Here is a 13,825-nt window from a genome sequence, read left to right on the forward strand (position 1 = left end):
ATTATTCTCGAGAAAAATTGGTATATAGGCCATCAAAAACATAATTGGAAAGTTCAAGTAACTGATCATCATCCGTAATTTTAGCTCTTAAACCTTGAATGACTTTTTCAATCCCGATTGCTTCAGGTGGCTCCACACCACCGACATCGAGAAAATGCACAATTTCCGCAATATGCTTTAAAGCAGATTGTTGATAAAGGTCAAAGCTGTGTAATAAGGTTTCAAACGTGACCCAATGATCAAGATGGCTAAAGCTCGCACCATCAAAATCAAAACCCAAGGCTGTAGCAGGACAATCGTTGGGTGTGTCTAACCAAATGAAGGTTGCATCAGGATCAATAAAATTTTGGATCAGCCAGGCGGAAGCTAAACGATCAATCCATGGGCGTTTTCTTGTGGCCCAAATTCTATTCTGAAAGTCCTGTTTGCGTAGTACTTGAATGTCACTGTGTAGAGCATGGGGTTCATCGGTTTCGCCAAAACGTAAAATGCTCTGTTCAACCGCATTCAGTTCCCGAATAGTTTGCTGCTTTGCCTCGGTTGGGAAATAGTCAATTTCAATTAATGCATCAAGCTGTTTACGTAATTTACGAATCTGTTTAAGAAGCTCTTTTTTATTGGTCTGATTTAACTCCTGTCGAAGTTGTGTGAGTTGTTGATAGAGCGCATCGTATTCTTCTTTTCGGTTAAATAGCTGTATCAGATCCAGATTTTCTGCGGCAATGGTCTGAAATAGATAGGCACTGCCATTTTCTGTAATTAAATCCTCAGCAATCGCATCAAACTTTTCTGAATGTTGCTTAGGTAAAGCATAAACACCATCGCGTAGTGTTGCAGCACCACTGGCTTTCAGTGCTCTCCAAACTCGCATACGCGTTGTCGTGTTCTGGGTTGGCAGGGATGAAATGAGTAAGGTTATTTTCATGTAATATACTCAACTTATTTGTTAAATATATTACACATAAATTTTATTTTATAAATCTAAAAATTTCATATCGTTTGAGGGTTTATACATAAGTCATTTGAATGTTTCATGACGAATTCAACGTTTTTAAAAAAGCCCAAGGGAAAATCCCTTTGTCATGTCCATCATCAAAACAGATCTGAATCCCATAACCTTGTGAGTAGATGGCAGAGATGGCAACATGATCTGGATATTGAACATCTTGTTGCCGTAGACGCTTTGCTCGACAAAACCCACAAGGGCAGCTGGCTCTCAGCTGAGCATGGCTAAACTCCTTTTCTGTACCATCCTCCCATGAAAGAAAGAGGCGTTGCTGTTCGATATCGACGTTCAGTTGGTGAGGTTCAAGTGACATATTGTCTCTCCTGAATCAGTGCCAGTCCAATACGAATCGATTTACGTACTTCTGGATCTGGGTCTTCGGCATGTTGTAATAAAATATGCTGAGCTGATTCACCGCCAATTTCACCTAAGGCAATCGCGACTTCTTTGCGTAGGTTGCTGATGTCATGCTGGAAATTTTCTTGGAGTTTGGCAATTGCAGCTTTTGATCTAAGGCGTCCTAAGCTGCGTGTAACAGCAATCCGAACTTGCCAATAAGTATCATCCAGTTGCTGTAAAAGCGGTTGTTCTAATTCAAGGACTTTTAATTTTCCAATGGTCAAGGCAGCTTCGACCCGTAGTTGCCATGCCTCAGCAGTGAGAGAACTGTGTAAGGCCGATAAAATTTCGGCTGTTGACGTGTGAGTTGCCGCCAAGCCACCTGTGGCGATACGACGGATTTCGTTATCAACATCATGCTGTGCGATCTGTGCCAGCGTTACTAAGCCTTCCTGTTTCTGCAACCAGCTCAGGGTGCTCACAGCTTCTTTACGTACTAAGGGATTGCCATGCTGAACATGTTCGAGGATGGCTTCAAATAACGGTTCAGCCCGTAGCTCCTTAATTGCTCTCAAAATTGCAGCAAGGACAAAGTCATCATGATGCTGCAAATATGTCGCCAGATGATGGGCAGATTCAGCATGTTTAATTTCACTTAAGCTTTGTGCTGCTGCAACACGCACATTTTCATGTGGATCACTCAAAGCTTGAGCCAAAGTATGTAAAGATGTCGCATCCTCCCATCCTTCTAAACGAATAGCAGCTCGCTCACGTACTTTGCTTGCTGGGTCATGTAACACTGCGTGCTGTAACCAAGCCAATAATTCTGTTTGTTCCTCATCGGCAATATTCATAATTGCGACAAAGCGGATATTTTCATCATCCTGATTAAGCTGAAACAGATAATCAGCATAATCCTCATCAATATCCGTCAGGACTGGGTAGTTTAGATTCATAGTTTATTGTTCCTAAACGGCGACTTTCTGATTTAAGCCGAGGGGGTTTAACCGACTCAGTTCAGCTTGAGTAGCGTGTTTTAATACCTGAATGCAATGTTTCTTGATTTGGGTAAATTCAGTCGAGGTCACCAGATCAACATGTCTTGGACGGGGGAAATCCAGTTTGATTTCTTCAATAATACGTCCCGGACGATGGCTCATGATCAAGACCCGATCTGCCAGAAATAAAGCTTCATCAATATCATGGGTAATGAACAGCACTGAGGTTTGAACGCTTTGCCAAATTTCAAGCAGCAGTTCCTGCATCTTTAAGCGGGTTTGCGCATCCAGTGCACCAAAGGGTTCATCCATTAGCAATACACGCGGTTGATTAATCAGCACCCGTGCAATTTCAACCCGTTGTTGCATACCACCTGATAATTCAGCGGGATATTTATGTTCAAAGCTTTTTAAGCCGACCAGTTCAATCATTTGTTGGGCTTGTTCTCGTCTTTGGGCTTTAGAGATGCCTTTCATTTTTAAGCCAAAGCACACGTTCTCTAGCACACTTTTCCATGGAAATAGGGTGTGTTGCTGAAATACCAAACCACGATCAGAAGAAGGTTTTTCAATGGCTTTTTGGTCCAGCAACATGGTGCCTGAACTAATCGGCAAATGGCCTGCCAGTGCACCGAGTAAAGTTGATTTACCGCAACCCGATGGCCCAAGCAAACACACAAACTCACCCGCCTGAAGATCAAAAGAGACATGATCCAAGGCTTGAAAGCGTTGTTTGTCTTGCCCAAGGTGTAGGTTGATATTGTGTAAATGGATATGACCGTATTGATTCATGTTATGCCTTCCTTAACTGGTACCATGGGGTAAGTTTTTTGCCGAGATAACGCAGAAAAGCACTGCTGAACATACCTAATGCACCGATTAACAGCATGCCAACAATGATGTCTGCATAATTTTGCAAGGTGAAGGATTCCCAAGTGAAATAGCCGATACCGAGCTGACCAGAGATCATTTCAGCCGTAACCAGACAGAACCAGCAAGTGCCCATGCCAATGGCTAAACCCGTGGTGATACTGGGTAATGAACCTGGAATAATCACTTCGTACAAAATGGCAAACTGACCCGCACCTAGACTTTTTGCGGATGCAATGAGGCGTTGATCAACCGCCTCAACCCCGTGAATGGTATTGAGTAAGATTGGAAATAGTGCACCTAAAAAGGTAATAAAAATCATTGAGGCTTCTGAGGAAGGAAACATCAGAATCGCCAAGGGAATCCATGCCACGGCTGGAATCGGACGCAAGATTTCTAGCGGTGGCATCAATAGGGCTGCCAAGGTTTTGGAATAACCAATCAATAATCCGAAAAGGACACCGACCACTGCGGCGAGTAAGAAGCCAATCAACACTCGAGTGATACTGGCTTTGACATGGGCAAGGGCAGTATCCAGTTCGCCAAAAGCAAGCAGCGACTGAATAACATCTCGTGGCGAAGGCACATTGGCAAAGTTGATCAGTCCCAAATTTAAATGGTACTGCGAGGCCAGTTGCCAAAACACAAGACTGAATACCAGTGACACGGCACTCAAGCTGTATGAAATCACTCGGCTTTTTGAGAATATCAGCACAGGGCGGATTGCCTTAGACTGAATTGGTTGGGTATCCGCTAAACTATTCATATTTATTTCTCCTGAATCTCAAAATTCCCCCTAAATCCCCCTTTAAAAGGGGGACTTTTCACGAGTCTAAAGACTGACTAAGATTCGTGAGGCTCCTCCCTTGCTAAAGGGAGGTTGGGAGGGATTTGATCACTTCACCAGCTTTTGGGCATTATTAAAGTCATAGACTTTACCGCCATGTGTTTTGGCCCAATTGTTGGCATCTCCACGCAGTAAGAAGGCACTGATCTGACCGTTTTTATCGGTGGCATACCATGCCAGATTGGCCAGTAATTTGATTTTTAAATTACGGTCTTGGTTGTAGATCACACGGATATTTTTACCGCTCTCGCATGGCATGCAATACCAACATTCATCAAACTGCATATAGGCTTTTTTACTTTCTGGATGAATCGCCAATAAATCCATTGGGCAAACATCAACACAGACGGTACAGCCTTTGTCCGCAATACATTTATCTTCATCCACCAACACAGGTGCGGCAGTGCGGTGGGCAATTTCTTTAAAAATAAAAGCCATGTGATGTTCCTTATTCGACTGTTTCAGCGACTAATTTTTTTTGAATACGCAATAGGTTGTAAGCGTTGGCTTCATCTTCCTCAATTGGGATGAAATAAGGCTCAACTGCTTTTTTAAAACTGACCATATTGCCGTGCTGATCTTTTTTCAGATGGGTATGACAGAACCAGTCCCGATCATTTTTTTCAGGGCAATCTGCACGGTAGTGATAGAGTCCCCAACGGCTTTCTTCACGGAAGAGCGAAGCACGCGCGGCCATTTCAGCACAGTCACGAATCACCGCGACTTCTGCAACACGCATCAATTCATGTGGATGGCTGGCATTGATCTGCTCAATATCGCTTTTGATTTCTTCAAAGCGTTTCAGCGCAATCTCAATTTTTTGTCGAGTTTTGGGTGGCTGTAAGTAGTCATTGACCATACGACGCAACTTGTATTCCACTTGTTCTGATGACAAGCCTTCTGGACGGTGTAAAGGTGCAAAAATACGGGCTTTTTCAGCTTCAATTTGCTCAGCATTCAGTTCTGAATCGGCTTGTTCTACGACATATTCAGCGGCATTGACCCCAGCAAACCAGCCATAGGTAAAGGCACCCAGCATGTAGTTATGTGGAACGGCTGCCATATCGCCCGCGCTATACAGGCCTTTGACGGAGGTTTCGGCTTTTTCATTGACCCACACCCCAGACGCACTGTGACCACTACAGAATCCAATTTCTGAAATCTGCATTTCCACCATATCTTGTCGGTAATCGGTACCACGACCTTCATGGAAACGGCCACGACTTGGGCGTTCATTGGTATGCAGAATTTCTTCAATGGTTTGAATGGTTTCTTCCGCCAAATGATCCATTTTCAGGAACACTGGGCCATTGCCACTTTGCAGTTCCTGATAAAATTCCCACATCATTTGGCCCGACCAGTAGTCACATTCAATAAAACGTTCGCCTTTGCTGTTGGCGGTATAACCACCCAATGGACCGGTCACATAGGCACAGGCAGGGCCGTTATAATCTTTAATCAGCGGATTGATCTGGAAGCATTCCAAATTGGAGAGTTCAGCCCCTGCATGGTAAGCCATGGCATAACCATCGCCAGCATTGGTTGGATTCTCATAGGTGCCCATCAAATAGCCAGATGCAGGTAGACCCAAACGTCCAGCAGCCCCACAACATAAAATCGCAGCCTTGGTCTTGATCACATAGAAATCACCATTGCGACAGTCAAAGCCGAGGACACCGTTGATGGCTCCCTCGGCATTTTTCAGTAGGCGAGTAGTGACAATGCGGTTATTGATTTTGACCTGAGCACGTTTCAGTTGGCGATACAGGACTTTTTTAATGTCATGGCCTTCAGGCATCGGCAGTACATAAGCACCCATGTGATGGACCTTTTTGACCGCATATTCACCTGTTTCATCTTTTTCAAATTTCACCCCCCATTGATCCAGTTGCTGAATGGTGGTGAAACTGTGTTTGGCATAGGCATAGACGGTGGCTTGATTGACAATGCCATCATTGGCAATGGTAATTTCTTTGGTGTATTGCTCAGGCGTGGCATAGCCCGGAATAACAGCATTATTCAGGCCATCCATGCCCATTGAAATTGCACCGCTGCGTTTCACATTGGCTTTTTCAATCAATAAAACTTTCAGGTTGGGGTTGGCTGTTTTGGCTTTGATGGCTGCCATTGGGCCAGCCGTCCCCCCACCGATGACGACAATGTCATAGTCCAGTGTAATCGTATTCATGTTGTGCCTTTTTGAGTGCGTTTTAATTCACAAGGTTGGTGACGTTAGGTATTTCTTTTTCGATCTACTCTTAAACGGTATTGGAAGGTCTCTCCTGAGAAGTAGAGATATTCGAAGTCAATTGTGTGTCCAGCATGATCGTGAGTCAATCGCTCCACTCTTAACAGCGGTGCATTGATATCGACTTGCAGCAGTTCACTGAGTTCTTCATCAGCAAGGGTGGCGTCAATGTTTAAATCTGCATGTCCCAAGGCAATTGATAAATCTTCTTCAATCGCTAAAAACACATCGCGCGTGGAGAGGTTGATCTCTTGCAAAGCTAAACCAATCGATTCGGGTAAATAAGTCAGTTCAAATGAAACCGGTTTACGGTTAAGTAAGCGAATGCGCTTAATTTCCACCACATTGCTATTCACTGAAAGTTTTAATTTCGATGCAATTTGCGGTGTGGCAGGAATAAAGCGAAATTCTTTGACCACGTTAAACACCTCATGTCCCATATTGGTCATGGCTTCTGCAAAGCCTTGCAATTGGGAAATGTTTTGGAAGGTTTTCGGTGCGCTGACGAAAGTACCTTTGCCTTGAATCTTGTAAACCAGGTGTTCGAGCTGAAGTTGATTGAGTGCCTGACGAATGGTGATACGACTGACATTAAATAATTCACTCAGTTCTTTTTCAGATGGCAACTGCTGATGAATCTGATAACTACCCTCGACGATCTGCTGAAGCAGGGCCTGATAGACTTGATCATACAATGGGCGTTCGCCACTTACTTTATTCACAATCGGTTGGTTCATTGCACTTAAACTTGTTATAACAACTTGGTTGTTAGATTAGCGATTATGCAAAATGAAGAAAAATAACTTATGCAGCAAAAAATATCTGTTTTTGTGAATTACCTATCATGCAGGATGAAAATAAAGATGCTTTTTATTGTTTTGCGAATGGATAAGTTCCATTGATATATATTTTTAAATCAATATCTTAAGATTTATTGATTTTCATTTGGTTTGCTATTGTCTCTAGATTTATAAATGAAAGTGATCGTTTTAGCTTGGCGTATTTTGCGGAAATAAGACTGGTTCTGCGGCTAATTTTTCCGCTAGATATTGAATGAAGACACTCAATTTAGGTGGCACATGACGGGTAGGTGGATACAGCAACCATGCGCCACCACTGTAATGGGTTTTAAAATGCCAATCAGGTAAGACCTGCACCAAAGAACCTTGTTCTAAGGCATGGCGTGCTACGAAGTAAGGCAAACTGGCTATGCCTAAGTGTTGTAAAGCGGCACTGAGGCGTACGCCAGTATGATTGGCTGCATAACGACCACGGACTAGCACCGTAATCGATTTCTGTTCTTGCTGGAACTTCCATTTCGAGTCATTCGGTTGTTCACCCAAATAAATACATTGGTGCTGCTTTAAATCATGTGGATGTTGCGGTATGCCATGTTGCTGTAAATATTCGGGTGTGGCACAGATTAAATGATCAATATCAATCAGTTTCCGTCCCATCAAGCCACCTGGTGGTTGTTCGGTAATACGAATGGCCAGATCGACACCATCATCAATCAAGTCAATATAGCGGTCTTCCAATAGCAGTTGAATATCAATTTGAGGATATAGTGCCAGGAATTCGGGCAAATGTGGATGTAGCATAAAATGCCCAACGGCTTTAGGCACACTGATCCGAATCACGCCTTGTGGTTCAATATGAAACTGTCCCGAGCTTTCCATTACCGCTTGTGCCGCATTGACCATGTCGACACAGCGTTCATAGACCTGCTGACCACTTTCACTTAAGCGCAGTTTACGTGTGGTGCGATGCAATAAGCGTGTACCTAAGGCCCGTTCTAAACGGGCAATGGCGCGGCTCACAGCAGATGGGGTTGAGCCGAGCTGACGTGCCGTTTCAGAAAAGCTTTCCGTTTCGACAACTTTGACAAAGGTTGCCATTTCATTTAACAGAACCAGACTTTGATTTGTGCTCATGAAGCAAAAGTTATTTGGATTTTGATTGGATTATCGCGCTTTAAAAATCGCAATACAATCTTTTTCCTGTAGTCATGATGGAGATAAATCAAATGTGGCAGTTGTATGGACATGAGTTTCTGGCCTTGGCATTGATCCATTTTATGGCAGTCGTTTTACCAGGTCCTGATTTTATTATTACAGTACGGCAGAGTGTGCGATATGGTTATTTAATTGGCTGTATCACTGCAATCGGCATTGGTGTCGGCATTTCGGTACATGTGTTTTATACCTTGGTGGGTGTTGGCGTGCTAATCCAGCAAAGTGTCTGGTTAATGTCGTTATTACGTGTTGCAGGCGCGGCTTATTTGATTTATTTGGGCTGGCAATGTTTACGTAGTCAACCGAATGCCAATCTGGATATTCTGGCGGGGGAAGCGCTGGGCAAACCGAGCTTAATTCAAGCCTTTAATATGGGCTTTTTGACCAATGCACTGAACCCCAAAGCGACCGTTTTCTTTTTGGCGATTTTTACTACCATTGTGAATCCCGCAACGCCGTTAAAGGTTCAAATTGGTTATGGCGTCTGGATGTGTCTAGTCAATGCCGTATGGTTTATTTTGGTCAGCATTATGTTTGCTCAGCCTGTTGTACGGAAACGCTTTTTAGAGTTTGGCGTGTATTTTGAACGGGTAATGGGGATTATTCTCAGTGTAGTTGCAATACGATTGATTTGGAGTGTTGCCTTTGCCTGAACATAAAAAAGACTGCGCTGAGGCAGTCTTTTTTATTGGAGAGGGGTTAGGCACTGCGTTTGTTTCTGGTCAGTTGATGTAAGACTGACACTAGCAAATCAATTTCTTCCGTGGTGTTGTAAAACGCCAAAGATGGGCGCACCGTCTGTTCCACACCAAAACGACGCAAGATCGGTTGAGCACAATGATGCCCTGAACGCACTGCAATGCCATGTTGATTCAGTGCTTTACCTACTTGCTCAGTCGAATAACCTTCAAGTGTAAAAGACATCACGCTGGCTTTGTTTCTTGCCGTACCAATTGGTCTTAAACCTGAAACCGTACTCAATGCATGCTGGCCATATTCCAGTAAGTCATGTTCATAGCGGGCAATATTATGAATACCAAGGCGTTCCACATATTCCAGTGCTGCACCTAAACCCACGGCATCGGCAATATTGCCTGTGCCTGCTTCAAATTTATTTGGAGCAGGTTGGTAAACCACTTGTTCAAAGCTCAAATCCTGAATCATATTACCGCCGCCTTCCCACACAGGCATCGTCTCTAGGATTTCAGGCTTGGCATAGACAACTCCAATACCTGTTGGCCCAAACACTTTATGCCCTGAGAATACAAAGAAATCGGCATCAATCGCTTGAACATCGGTTGGCATATGTGAAACCGATTGGGCACCATCGACCAAGACTCGTACACCTTTGGCATGCGCGATTTTGATCACCTCAGCCACAGGTGTCACTGTACCTAAGGCGTTGGATACTTGAGTAATTGAGATCAGTTTAGTCCGTTCATTGATCAATTTTGGCAATTCTTCCAAAATGATTTGACCGGTATCATCGACTGGAATGACGCGGAGTTTGGCACCGACTTTTTTGGTGAGTTGAAACCACGGTACGATATTGGCGTGATGTTCAAGATGCGAAACAATAATTTCATCACCTTCACCAATATTCTGCTCACCCCAGGTCTTGGCAATCAGGTTAATGCCTTCAGTGGTGCCGCGAACAAAAATGATTTCCTTGGATGATTTTGCTCCAATAAAACGAGCTACTACATTACGCGCATGTTCATAGGCATCGGTTGCACGTGCTGCCAGTTCATGTGCGGCACGATGAATATTGGAATTTTCGTGCTGATAAAAATAGGCAATACGATCAATCACGCTTTGTGGTTTTTGCGTGGTCGCTGCATTATCAAACCAGACCAGAGGTCGACCATTGACGCGTTCTTGCAAAATTGGAAAATCACGACGGATCGCTTGAATATCCAAAGGTTGAGCTGCATTGGCTATAAACTGTGGTTGTGAAGGCTGGTAATTGCCATAACCCGTATTGCTTTGTGGCAAATCAAGAAAGTAGAAACCTGTAGAGACAGGACTTTGGGGTTGGGTTGAACTTGCCTGATCTTGCTGCAATAAGCTTTTTAGTGCATCGCCATGTGGTAATTGAAATGATTGAGCAGTCGCAAAACTGGCTGCATCAAATTCAGAATTTGATGTGCTGGGTGCTGCAAAATCATTTAAAAAATAAAATGGTGATGCCTCACTTGCCGATGGATGAGAAGGTTCAACCAAAGGCACATTCGGTGCACTATGAATGGCCTGTGGAAAATTTGGTTCAATTGGTGGGCGAGGTAAGTTCGCTCCACCAACCATTGGCGCAGAAGCAATCGCACGACGTTCAGGATAATCGGGATAGTTTGGGATATGCTCAGGATATTCAGGATTCAAACTTTTTTCATAAGCAATATTCGGCGCACGACCACTTAACGCTGCTAAAGGTTCAGCAGGCTGAGGTTGATGTGGCGGTGTACCGATATTGGGCAAGTCCAAATTCAAACCAGAAGGGTGGCTACTGCCTGAGCTTGGCAGCGCAGCAAAAAATTCAGAGGCAAGCCTTGAAAGTGTTGCTTCATCTGGGAAGTTGGACGGTGGACTAACACCGACCACTTCAGAACCCGTTGGACTACCTTGCCCAGTACCTGTAGAAGATAGGTTACTTGTAGTTAACTGGGTAGTCATGATATTTGTCCACCTCCACATCTTCGAGCACAGCCAACGCATCCTCAGTCAATACCGCCAATGAGCAGTACAGTGAGATCAGATAAGACGCAATCGCATTGCGGTTGATGCCCATGAAGCGTACAGAAAGGCCAGGAGATTGCTCACCTGCCAAGCCTGGTTGGAATAAGCCCACCACACCTTGGCGTTTTTCACCCACACGCAGTAACAAGATTTTGGTTTTACCATCTTCCACCGGAATTTTATTCGATGGAATCAGTGGGACACCACGCCATGTGATGAACTGCGAACCGAATAAACTGACGGTTGGTGGTGGCACGCCACGACGGGTACATTCACGGCCAAATGCGGCAATCGCATCTGGATGTGCCAAGAAGAAACCGGGTTCTTTCCAGACTTTACGCAGTAAATCATCAAAGTCATCTGGTGTTGGGGGACCATTTAAAGTTGAGATACGCTGTTCATCTGCGACACTGGCCAATAAACCATATTCAGGGTTGTTGATCAGCTCGCTTTCTTGGCGTTCTTTAATGGTTTCAATGGTTAAGCGTAATTGTTCTTTAATTTGATCATGTGGGCTGCTGTAAAGATCGGCAACGCGAGTATGAATATCCAAGACGGTAGACACACCATTTAAGAAATATTCACGCGGTTGCGCATCATAATCAACAAAGGTTTGCGGCAAAGTCGCTTCATCACGTTGTGTACAGGCCACTTGGATATCATCGGTGTTGCTGACACGGTTAACGCGATAAATACCTGCTTCAACAGGAATCCATTGCAATAAATGTGTGAGCCAACGTGGGGTAATGGTCGAAAGTTGTGGAACGGTCTTGGTGGCATTGGCAAGCTGTCTAGCTGCATGATCTCCAAGCGCAAGTTGGACTTTATCTGTGGTTTTTGCCATGAATAAGTTTTCCTGTTGTCTTTGGCTTTGTTAATAAAAATTGGTTTTATTGCAATAATATTTAATGATTTATTTCGTTAGACTAGAGGCTATTTAGTTTTTTTAAAAATATTATTATGAGATAAATAATCGTGAATTATCTGCTTATTACTCATAAGAATATAATTATGAAAAATAAATATAAGTATTGAATATACGTTATTTATTCTTACGCCTTTTTATTTACTTGGTTAAATACCTCATTAAATTAAACTTTACTATTGTGTAATGACTCACTTGGTGACTGTAAAATCTGACTGCCTGCTGCAACACTATGGGTAAGCCACACATTGCCGCCAATAATTGAGCCTTTACCGATGGTGATACAGCCTAAAATTGTTGCACCTGCATAAATCACCACATGGTCCTCCACGATCGGATGACGGGCATAATCTTTTTTCAGTGCACCGTCTTCATTCAGTTCGAACCGTTTTGCACCGAGCGTCACCGCCTGATAGATACGGACATATTCACCAATCACTGAGGTTTCTCCAATCACCACACCTGTGCCGTGATCGATAAAGAAGCCTTTCCCAATTTGCGCACCCGGATGAATATCAATACCCGTTGCTGAATGGGCCAATTCAGAAATAATCCGTGAGAGCAGCGGTACACTGTGATAGAGCTGATGTGCTACACGATGATGAATAATCGCTAAAATACCTGGATAGCAGAGTAAGACTTCATCAACGCTATGCGCTGCGGGATCACCTTCATATGCTGCACAGACATCGGCATCCAATAAGCGGCGAATGTCAGGTAAGGTATTGGCAAAATCCTGTACGATGGTTTGGGCCAAAGCGACTTGCTGTTCATACAGCAGACGTTCATTGCTAGAAACAGGGATCGGTTTGACTCGACTTTTGGCTTCGTAATTTAAAGCCAACTTGACCTGTGCAAACAGTTCATTCAAGACACGGTCAAGGGTATAGGCAATATAGTAATCCTCAGTTTCTTGGCGTAGATCGCTCGGCCCAAGTCGCATTGGAAATAAGATCCCACACAGATCATCTAAAATTGACTTCAGCGCATCCTTAGATGGGAGTTCACGCCCACCAAATTCTTTGATGCGATGTTGACGCTCTCTCCATTCATGTCGTGCTTGTTGTAGGCCTTCGACGACAGGCTGTATTTTCCATTGACTCACGCGAGTTCCTTGCAAAACGAGATCTTAAATAAATCGTAAAATAATTGCTTAAAAAAGCAGCATTAGTCTTGTAACCAAGGTAACTGATGTGTACGCCAGCCATTGCTTTGATTACGTTGTTGTTGCTCGTTTAAATCACCTTCAAAGCCTTCTTGCACGTTATAAACTTGGGCAAAACCTGCACTAAATGCTGCTGCAGCTGCTAAAGCAGAGCGTTTACCACTACGGCAGAGCAGCAGAATGGTTTTGTCTTTGCCAACTTTGCTATCCAGTTCTTTCAGAAAGCGTGGGTTTCGGTTAAAAGATGTGCCCGTTGCCCATGCGACGTGGATACTTTCAGGGACATAGCCGACAAATTTGCGTTCTTCATTGGTACGTACATCGACCAATACCGCTAGGCCTTGTTCAACCAAATACCAAGCTTCAGGTGGGGGAACGCTGCCAGTGAAATCGAGTTCATTTTCTTCAGCATAATGTTGCGCACGCGCCAAGATATCTTGTGGATTTTTTGATAAACCGTGAATCGTAGATGTCGATTCTGCTAGATCAGTAGAATCAAATTGAGCATTCATTTTTATAACCTTTCATACATCAGCGGGATGATGTTTTTATCTTAGGACTGTTTTTATATTCAGGAAAATAAGCAAAATTTATTTATATATCTATTTTTGATAAATAATAGGTTTTTATTAATTTATTCGGAATATAGTTTGGAGCTATATTTTAAAATGAAAATGCT

At 43.5% G+C, this 13,825-nt stretch carries 13 protein-coding genes and 2 pseudogenes; 1 reads left to right on the forward strand and 14 read right to left on the reverse strand.

Annotated elements, in window-relative coordinates:
* Position 1: 1 nt before the first annotated feature.
* From WA352_RS20920 to WA352_RS20965, 10 genes and pseudogenes are all read right to left on the reverse strand, one after another.
* Positions 2 to 925: a chromate resistance protein ChrB domain-containing protein gene (locus WA352_RS20920; protein WP_033133135.1), complete on the reverse strand. Its 924-nt coding sequence runs from the start codon at positions 923 to 925 to the stop codon at positions 2 to 4.
* Between the two features lie 106 nt (positions 926 to 1,031).
* Complete coding sequence (locus WA352_RS20925) at positions 1,032 to 1,319, reverse strand: DUF971 domain-containing protein (protein WP_033133134.1); 288 nt, start codon at positions 1,317 to 1,319, stop codon at positions 1,032 to 1,034.
* On the reverse strand, positions 1,309 to 2,301 hold the full coding sequence (locus WA352_RS20930) for a HEAT repeat domain-containing protein (RefSeq protein ID WP_033133133.1): 993 nt from the start codon (positions 2,299 to 2,301) through the stop codon (positions 1,309 to 1,311). Before WA352_RS20930 ends, WA352_RS20925 begins: the two co-directional genes overlap by 11 nt.
* A 12-nt stretch (positions 2,302 to 2,313) precedes the next feature.
* Positions 2,314 to 3,135 (reverse strand): ABC transporter ATP-binding protein, encoded by an 822-nt coding sequence (locus WA352_RS20935; RefSeq protein WP_033133132.1) that lies wholly within the window; start codon positions 3,133 to 3,135, stop codon positions 2,314 to 2,316.
* Position 3,136: 1 nt separating this feature from the next.
* The gene (locus WA352_RS20940; protein ID WP_033133131.1) at positions 3,137 to 3,979 is read right to left on the reverse strand and encodes an ABC transporter permease; all 843 of its coding nucleotides are present in this window, start codon (positions 3,977 to 3,979) and stop codon (positions 3,137 to 3,139) included.
* A 129-nt stretch (positions 3,980 to 4,108) separates the two neighbouring features.
* Positions 4,109 to 4,309 (reverse strand): annotated as a pseudogene (locus tag WA352_RS20945) (ABC transporter substrate-binding protein); the annotation flags it as partial.
* Positions 4,307 to 4,498, reverse strand: a pseudogene (locus WA352_RS20950) (4Fe-4S dicluster domain-containing protein); the annotation flags it as partial. The pseudogenes WA352_RS20945 and WA352_RS20950, both read right to left, overlap by 3 nt.
* Before the next feature lie 10 nt (positions 4,499 to 4,508).
* On the reverse strand, positions 4,509 to 6,248 hold the full coding sequence (locus WA352_RS20955) for a fumarate reductase/succinate dehydrogenase flavoprotein subunit (RefSeq protein ID WP_033133130.1): 1,740 nt from the start codon (positions 6,246 to 6,248) through the stop codon (positions 4,509 to 4,511).
* 44 nt (positions 6,249 to 6,292) lie between these two features.
* A complete protein-coding gene (locus tag WA352_RS20960; protein WP_336143826.1) occupies positions 6,293 to 7,045 on the reverse strand; it encodes a GntR family transcriptional regulator in 753 nt (250 codons plus the stop codon).
* A 252-nt stretch (positions 7,046 to 7,297) separates the two neighbouring features.
* On the reverse strand, positions 7,298 to 8,242 hold the full coding sequence (locus tag WA352_RS20965; protein WP_033133128.1) for a LysR family transcriptional regulator: 945 nt from the start codon (positions 8,240 to 8,242) through the stop codon (positions 7,298 to 7,300).
* A gap of 92 nt (positions 8,243 to 8,334) precedes the next feature.
* Between WA352_RS20965 and WA352_RS20970 the strand changes: the two genes are divergently transcribed.
* Positions 8,335 to 8,976: a LysE family translocator gene (locus WA352_RS20970; RefSeq protein WP_033133127.1), complete on the forward strand. Its 642-nt coding sequence runs from the start codon at positions 8,335 to 8,337 to the stop codon at positions 8,974 to 8,976.
* Positions 8,977 to 9,022: 46 nt separating this feature from the next.
* Here WA352_RS20970 and WA352_RS20975 read toward each other — a convergent pair whose 3' ends face one another.
* The 4 genes from WA352_RS20975 to WA352_RS20990 all read right to left on the reverse strand — a co-directional run bounded on the left by WA352_RS20975 (position 9,023) and on the right by WA352_RS20990 (position 13,658).
* Entirely contained in the window at positions 9,023 to 10,993 is a 1,971-nt protein-coding gene (locus tag WA352_RS20975) for a family 2A encapsulin nanocompartment cargo protein cysteine desulfurase (RefSeq protein ID WP_033133126.1), read from the reverse strand.
* Complete coding sequence (locus WA352_RS20980; protein ID WP_004654714.1) at positions 10,968 to 11,900, reverse strand: family 2A encapsulin nanocompartment shell protein; 933 nt, start codon at positions 11,898 to 11,900, stop codon at positions 10,968 to 10,970. Before WA352_RS20980 ends, WA352_RS20975 begins: the two co-directional genes overlap by 26 nt.
* A gap of 247 nt (positions 11,901 to 12,147) precedes the next feature.
* Positions 12,148 to 13,086, reverse strand: a complete 939-nt coding sequence (gene epsC, locus WA352_RS20985; RefSeq protein ID WP_004805539.1) for a serine O-acetyltransferase EpsC — start codon at positions 13,084 to 13,086, stop codon at positions 12,148 to 12,150.
* A gap of 62 nt (positions 13,087 to 13,148) precedes the next feature.
* Complete coding sequence (locus WA352_RS20990) at positions 13,149 to 13,658, reverse strand: rhodanese-like domain-containing protein (RefSeq protein WP_005205084.1); 510 nt, start codon at positions 13,656 to 13,658, stop codon at positions 13,149 to 13,151.
* Positions 13,659 to 13,825 lie beyond the last annotated feature (167 nt).

This window comes from Acinetobacter sp. 102 (assembly GCF_037028485.1).
GTDB classification, from domain to species: Bacteria; Pseudomonadota; Gammaproteobacteria; order Pseudomonadales; family Moraxellaceae; genus Acinetobacter; species Acinetobacter higginsii.

Bases quoted from the DNA above. Each gene is read 5' to 3' on its own strand.
- WA352_RS20920 (WP_033133135.1), bottom strand. From the start codon at position 925: ATGAAAATAACCTTACTCATTTCATCCCTGCCAACCCAGAACACGACA.
- WA352_RS20925 (WP_033133134.1), bottom strand. From the start codon at position 1,319: ATGTCACTTGAACCTCACCAACTGAACGTCGATATCGAACAGCAACGC.
- WA352_RS20930 (WP_033133133.1), bottom strand. From the start codon at position 2,301: ATGAATCTAAACTACCCAGTCCTGACGGATATTGATGAGGATTATGCT.
- WA352_RS20935 (WP_033133132.1), bottom strand. From the start codon at position 3,135: ATGAATCAATACGGTCATATCCATTTACACAATATCAACCTACACCTT.
- WA352_RS20940 (WP_033133131.1), bottom strand. From the start codon at position 3,979: ATGAATAGTTTAGCGGATACCCAACCAATTCAGTCTAAGGCAATCCGC.
- WA352_RS20955 (WP_033133130.1), bottom strand. From the start codon at position 6,248: ATGAATACGATTACACTGGACTATGACATTGTCGTCATCGGTGGGGGG.
- WA352_RS20960 (WP_336143826.1), bottom strand. From the start codon at position 7,045: ATGAACCAACCGATTGTGAATAAAGTAAGTGGCGAACGCCCATTGTAT.
- WA352_RS20965 (WP_033133128.1), bottom strand. From the start codon at position 8,242: ATGAGCACAAATCAAAGTCTGGTTCTGTTAAATGAAATGGCAACCTTT.
- WA352_RS20970 (WP_033133127.1), top strand. From the start codon at position 8,335: ATGTGGCAGTTGTATGGACATGAGTTTCTGGCCTTGGCATTGATCCAT.
- WA352_RS20975 (WP_033133126.1), bottom strand. From the start codon at position 10,993: ATGACTACCCAGTTAACTACAAGTAACCTATCTTCTACAGGTACTGGG.
- WA352_RS20980 (WP_004654714.1), bottom strand. From the start codon at position 11,900: ATGGCAAAAACCACAGATAAAGTCCAACTTGCGCTTGGAGATCATGCA.
- WA352_RS20990 (WP_005205084.1), bottom strand. From the start codon at position 13,658: ATGAATGCTCAATTTGATTCTACTGATCTAGCAGAATCGACATCTACG.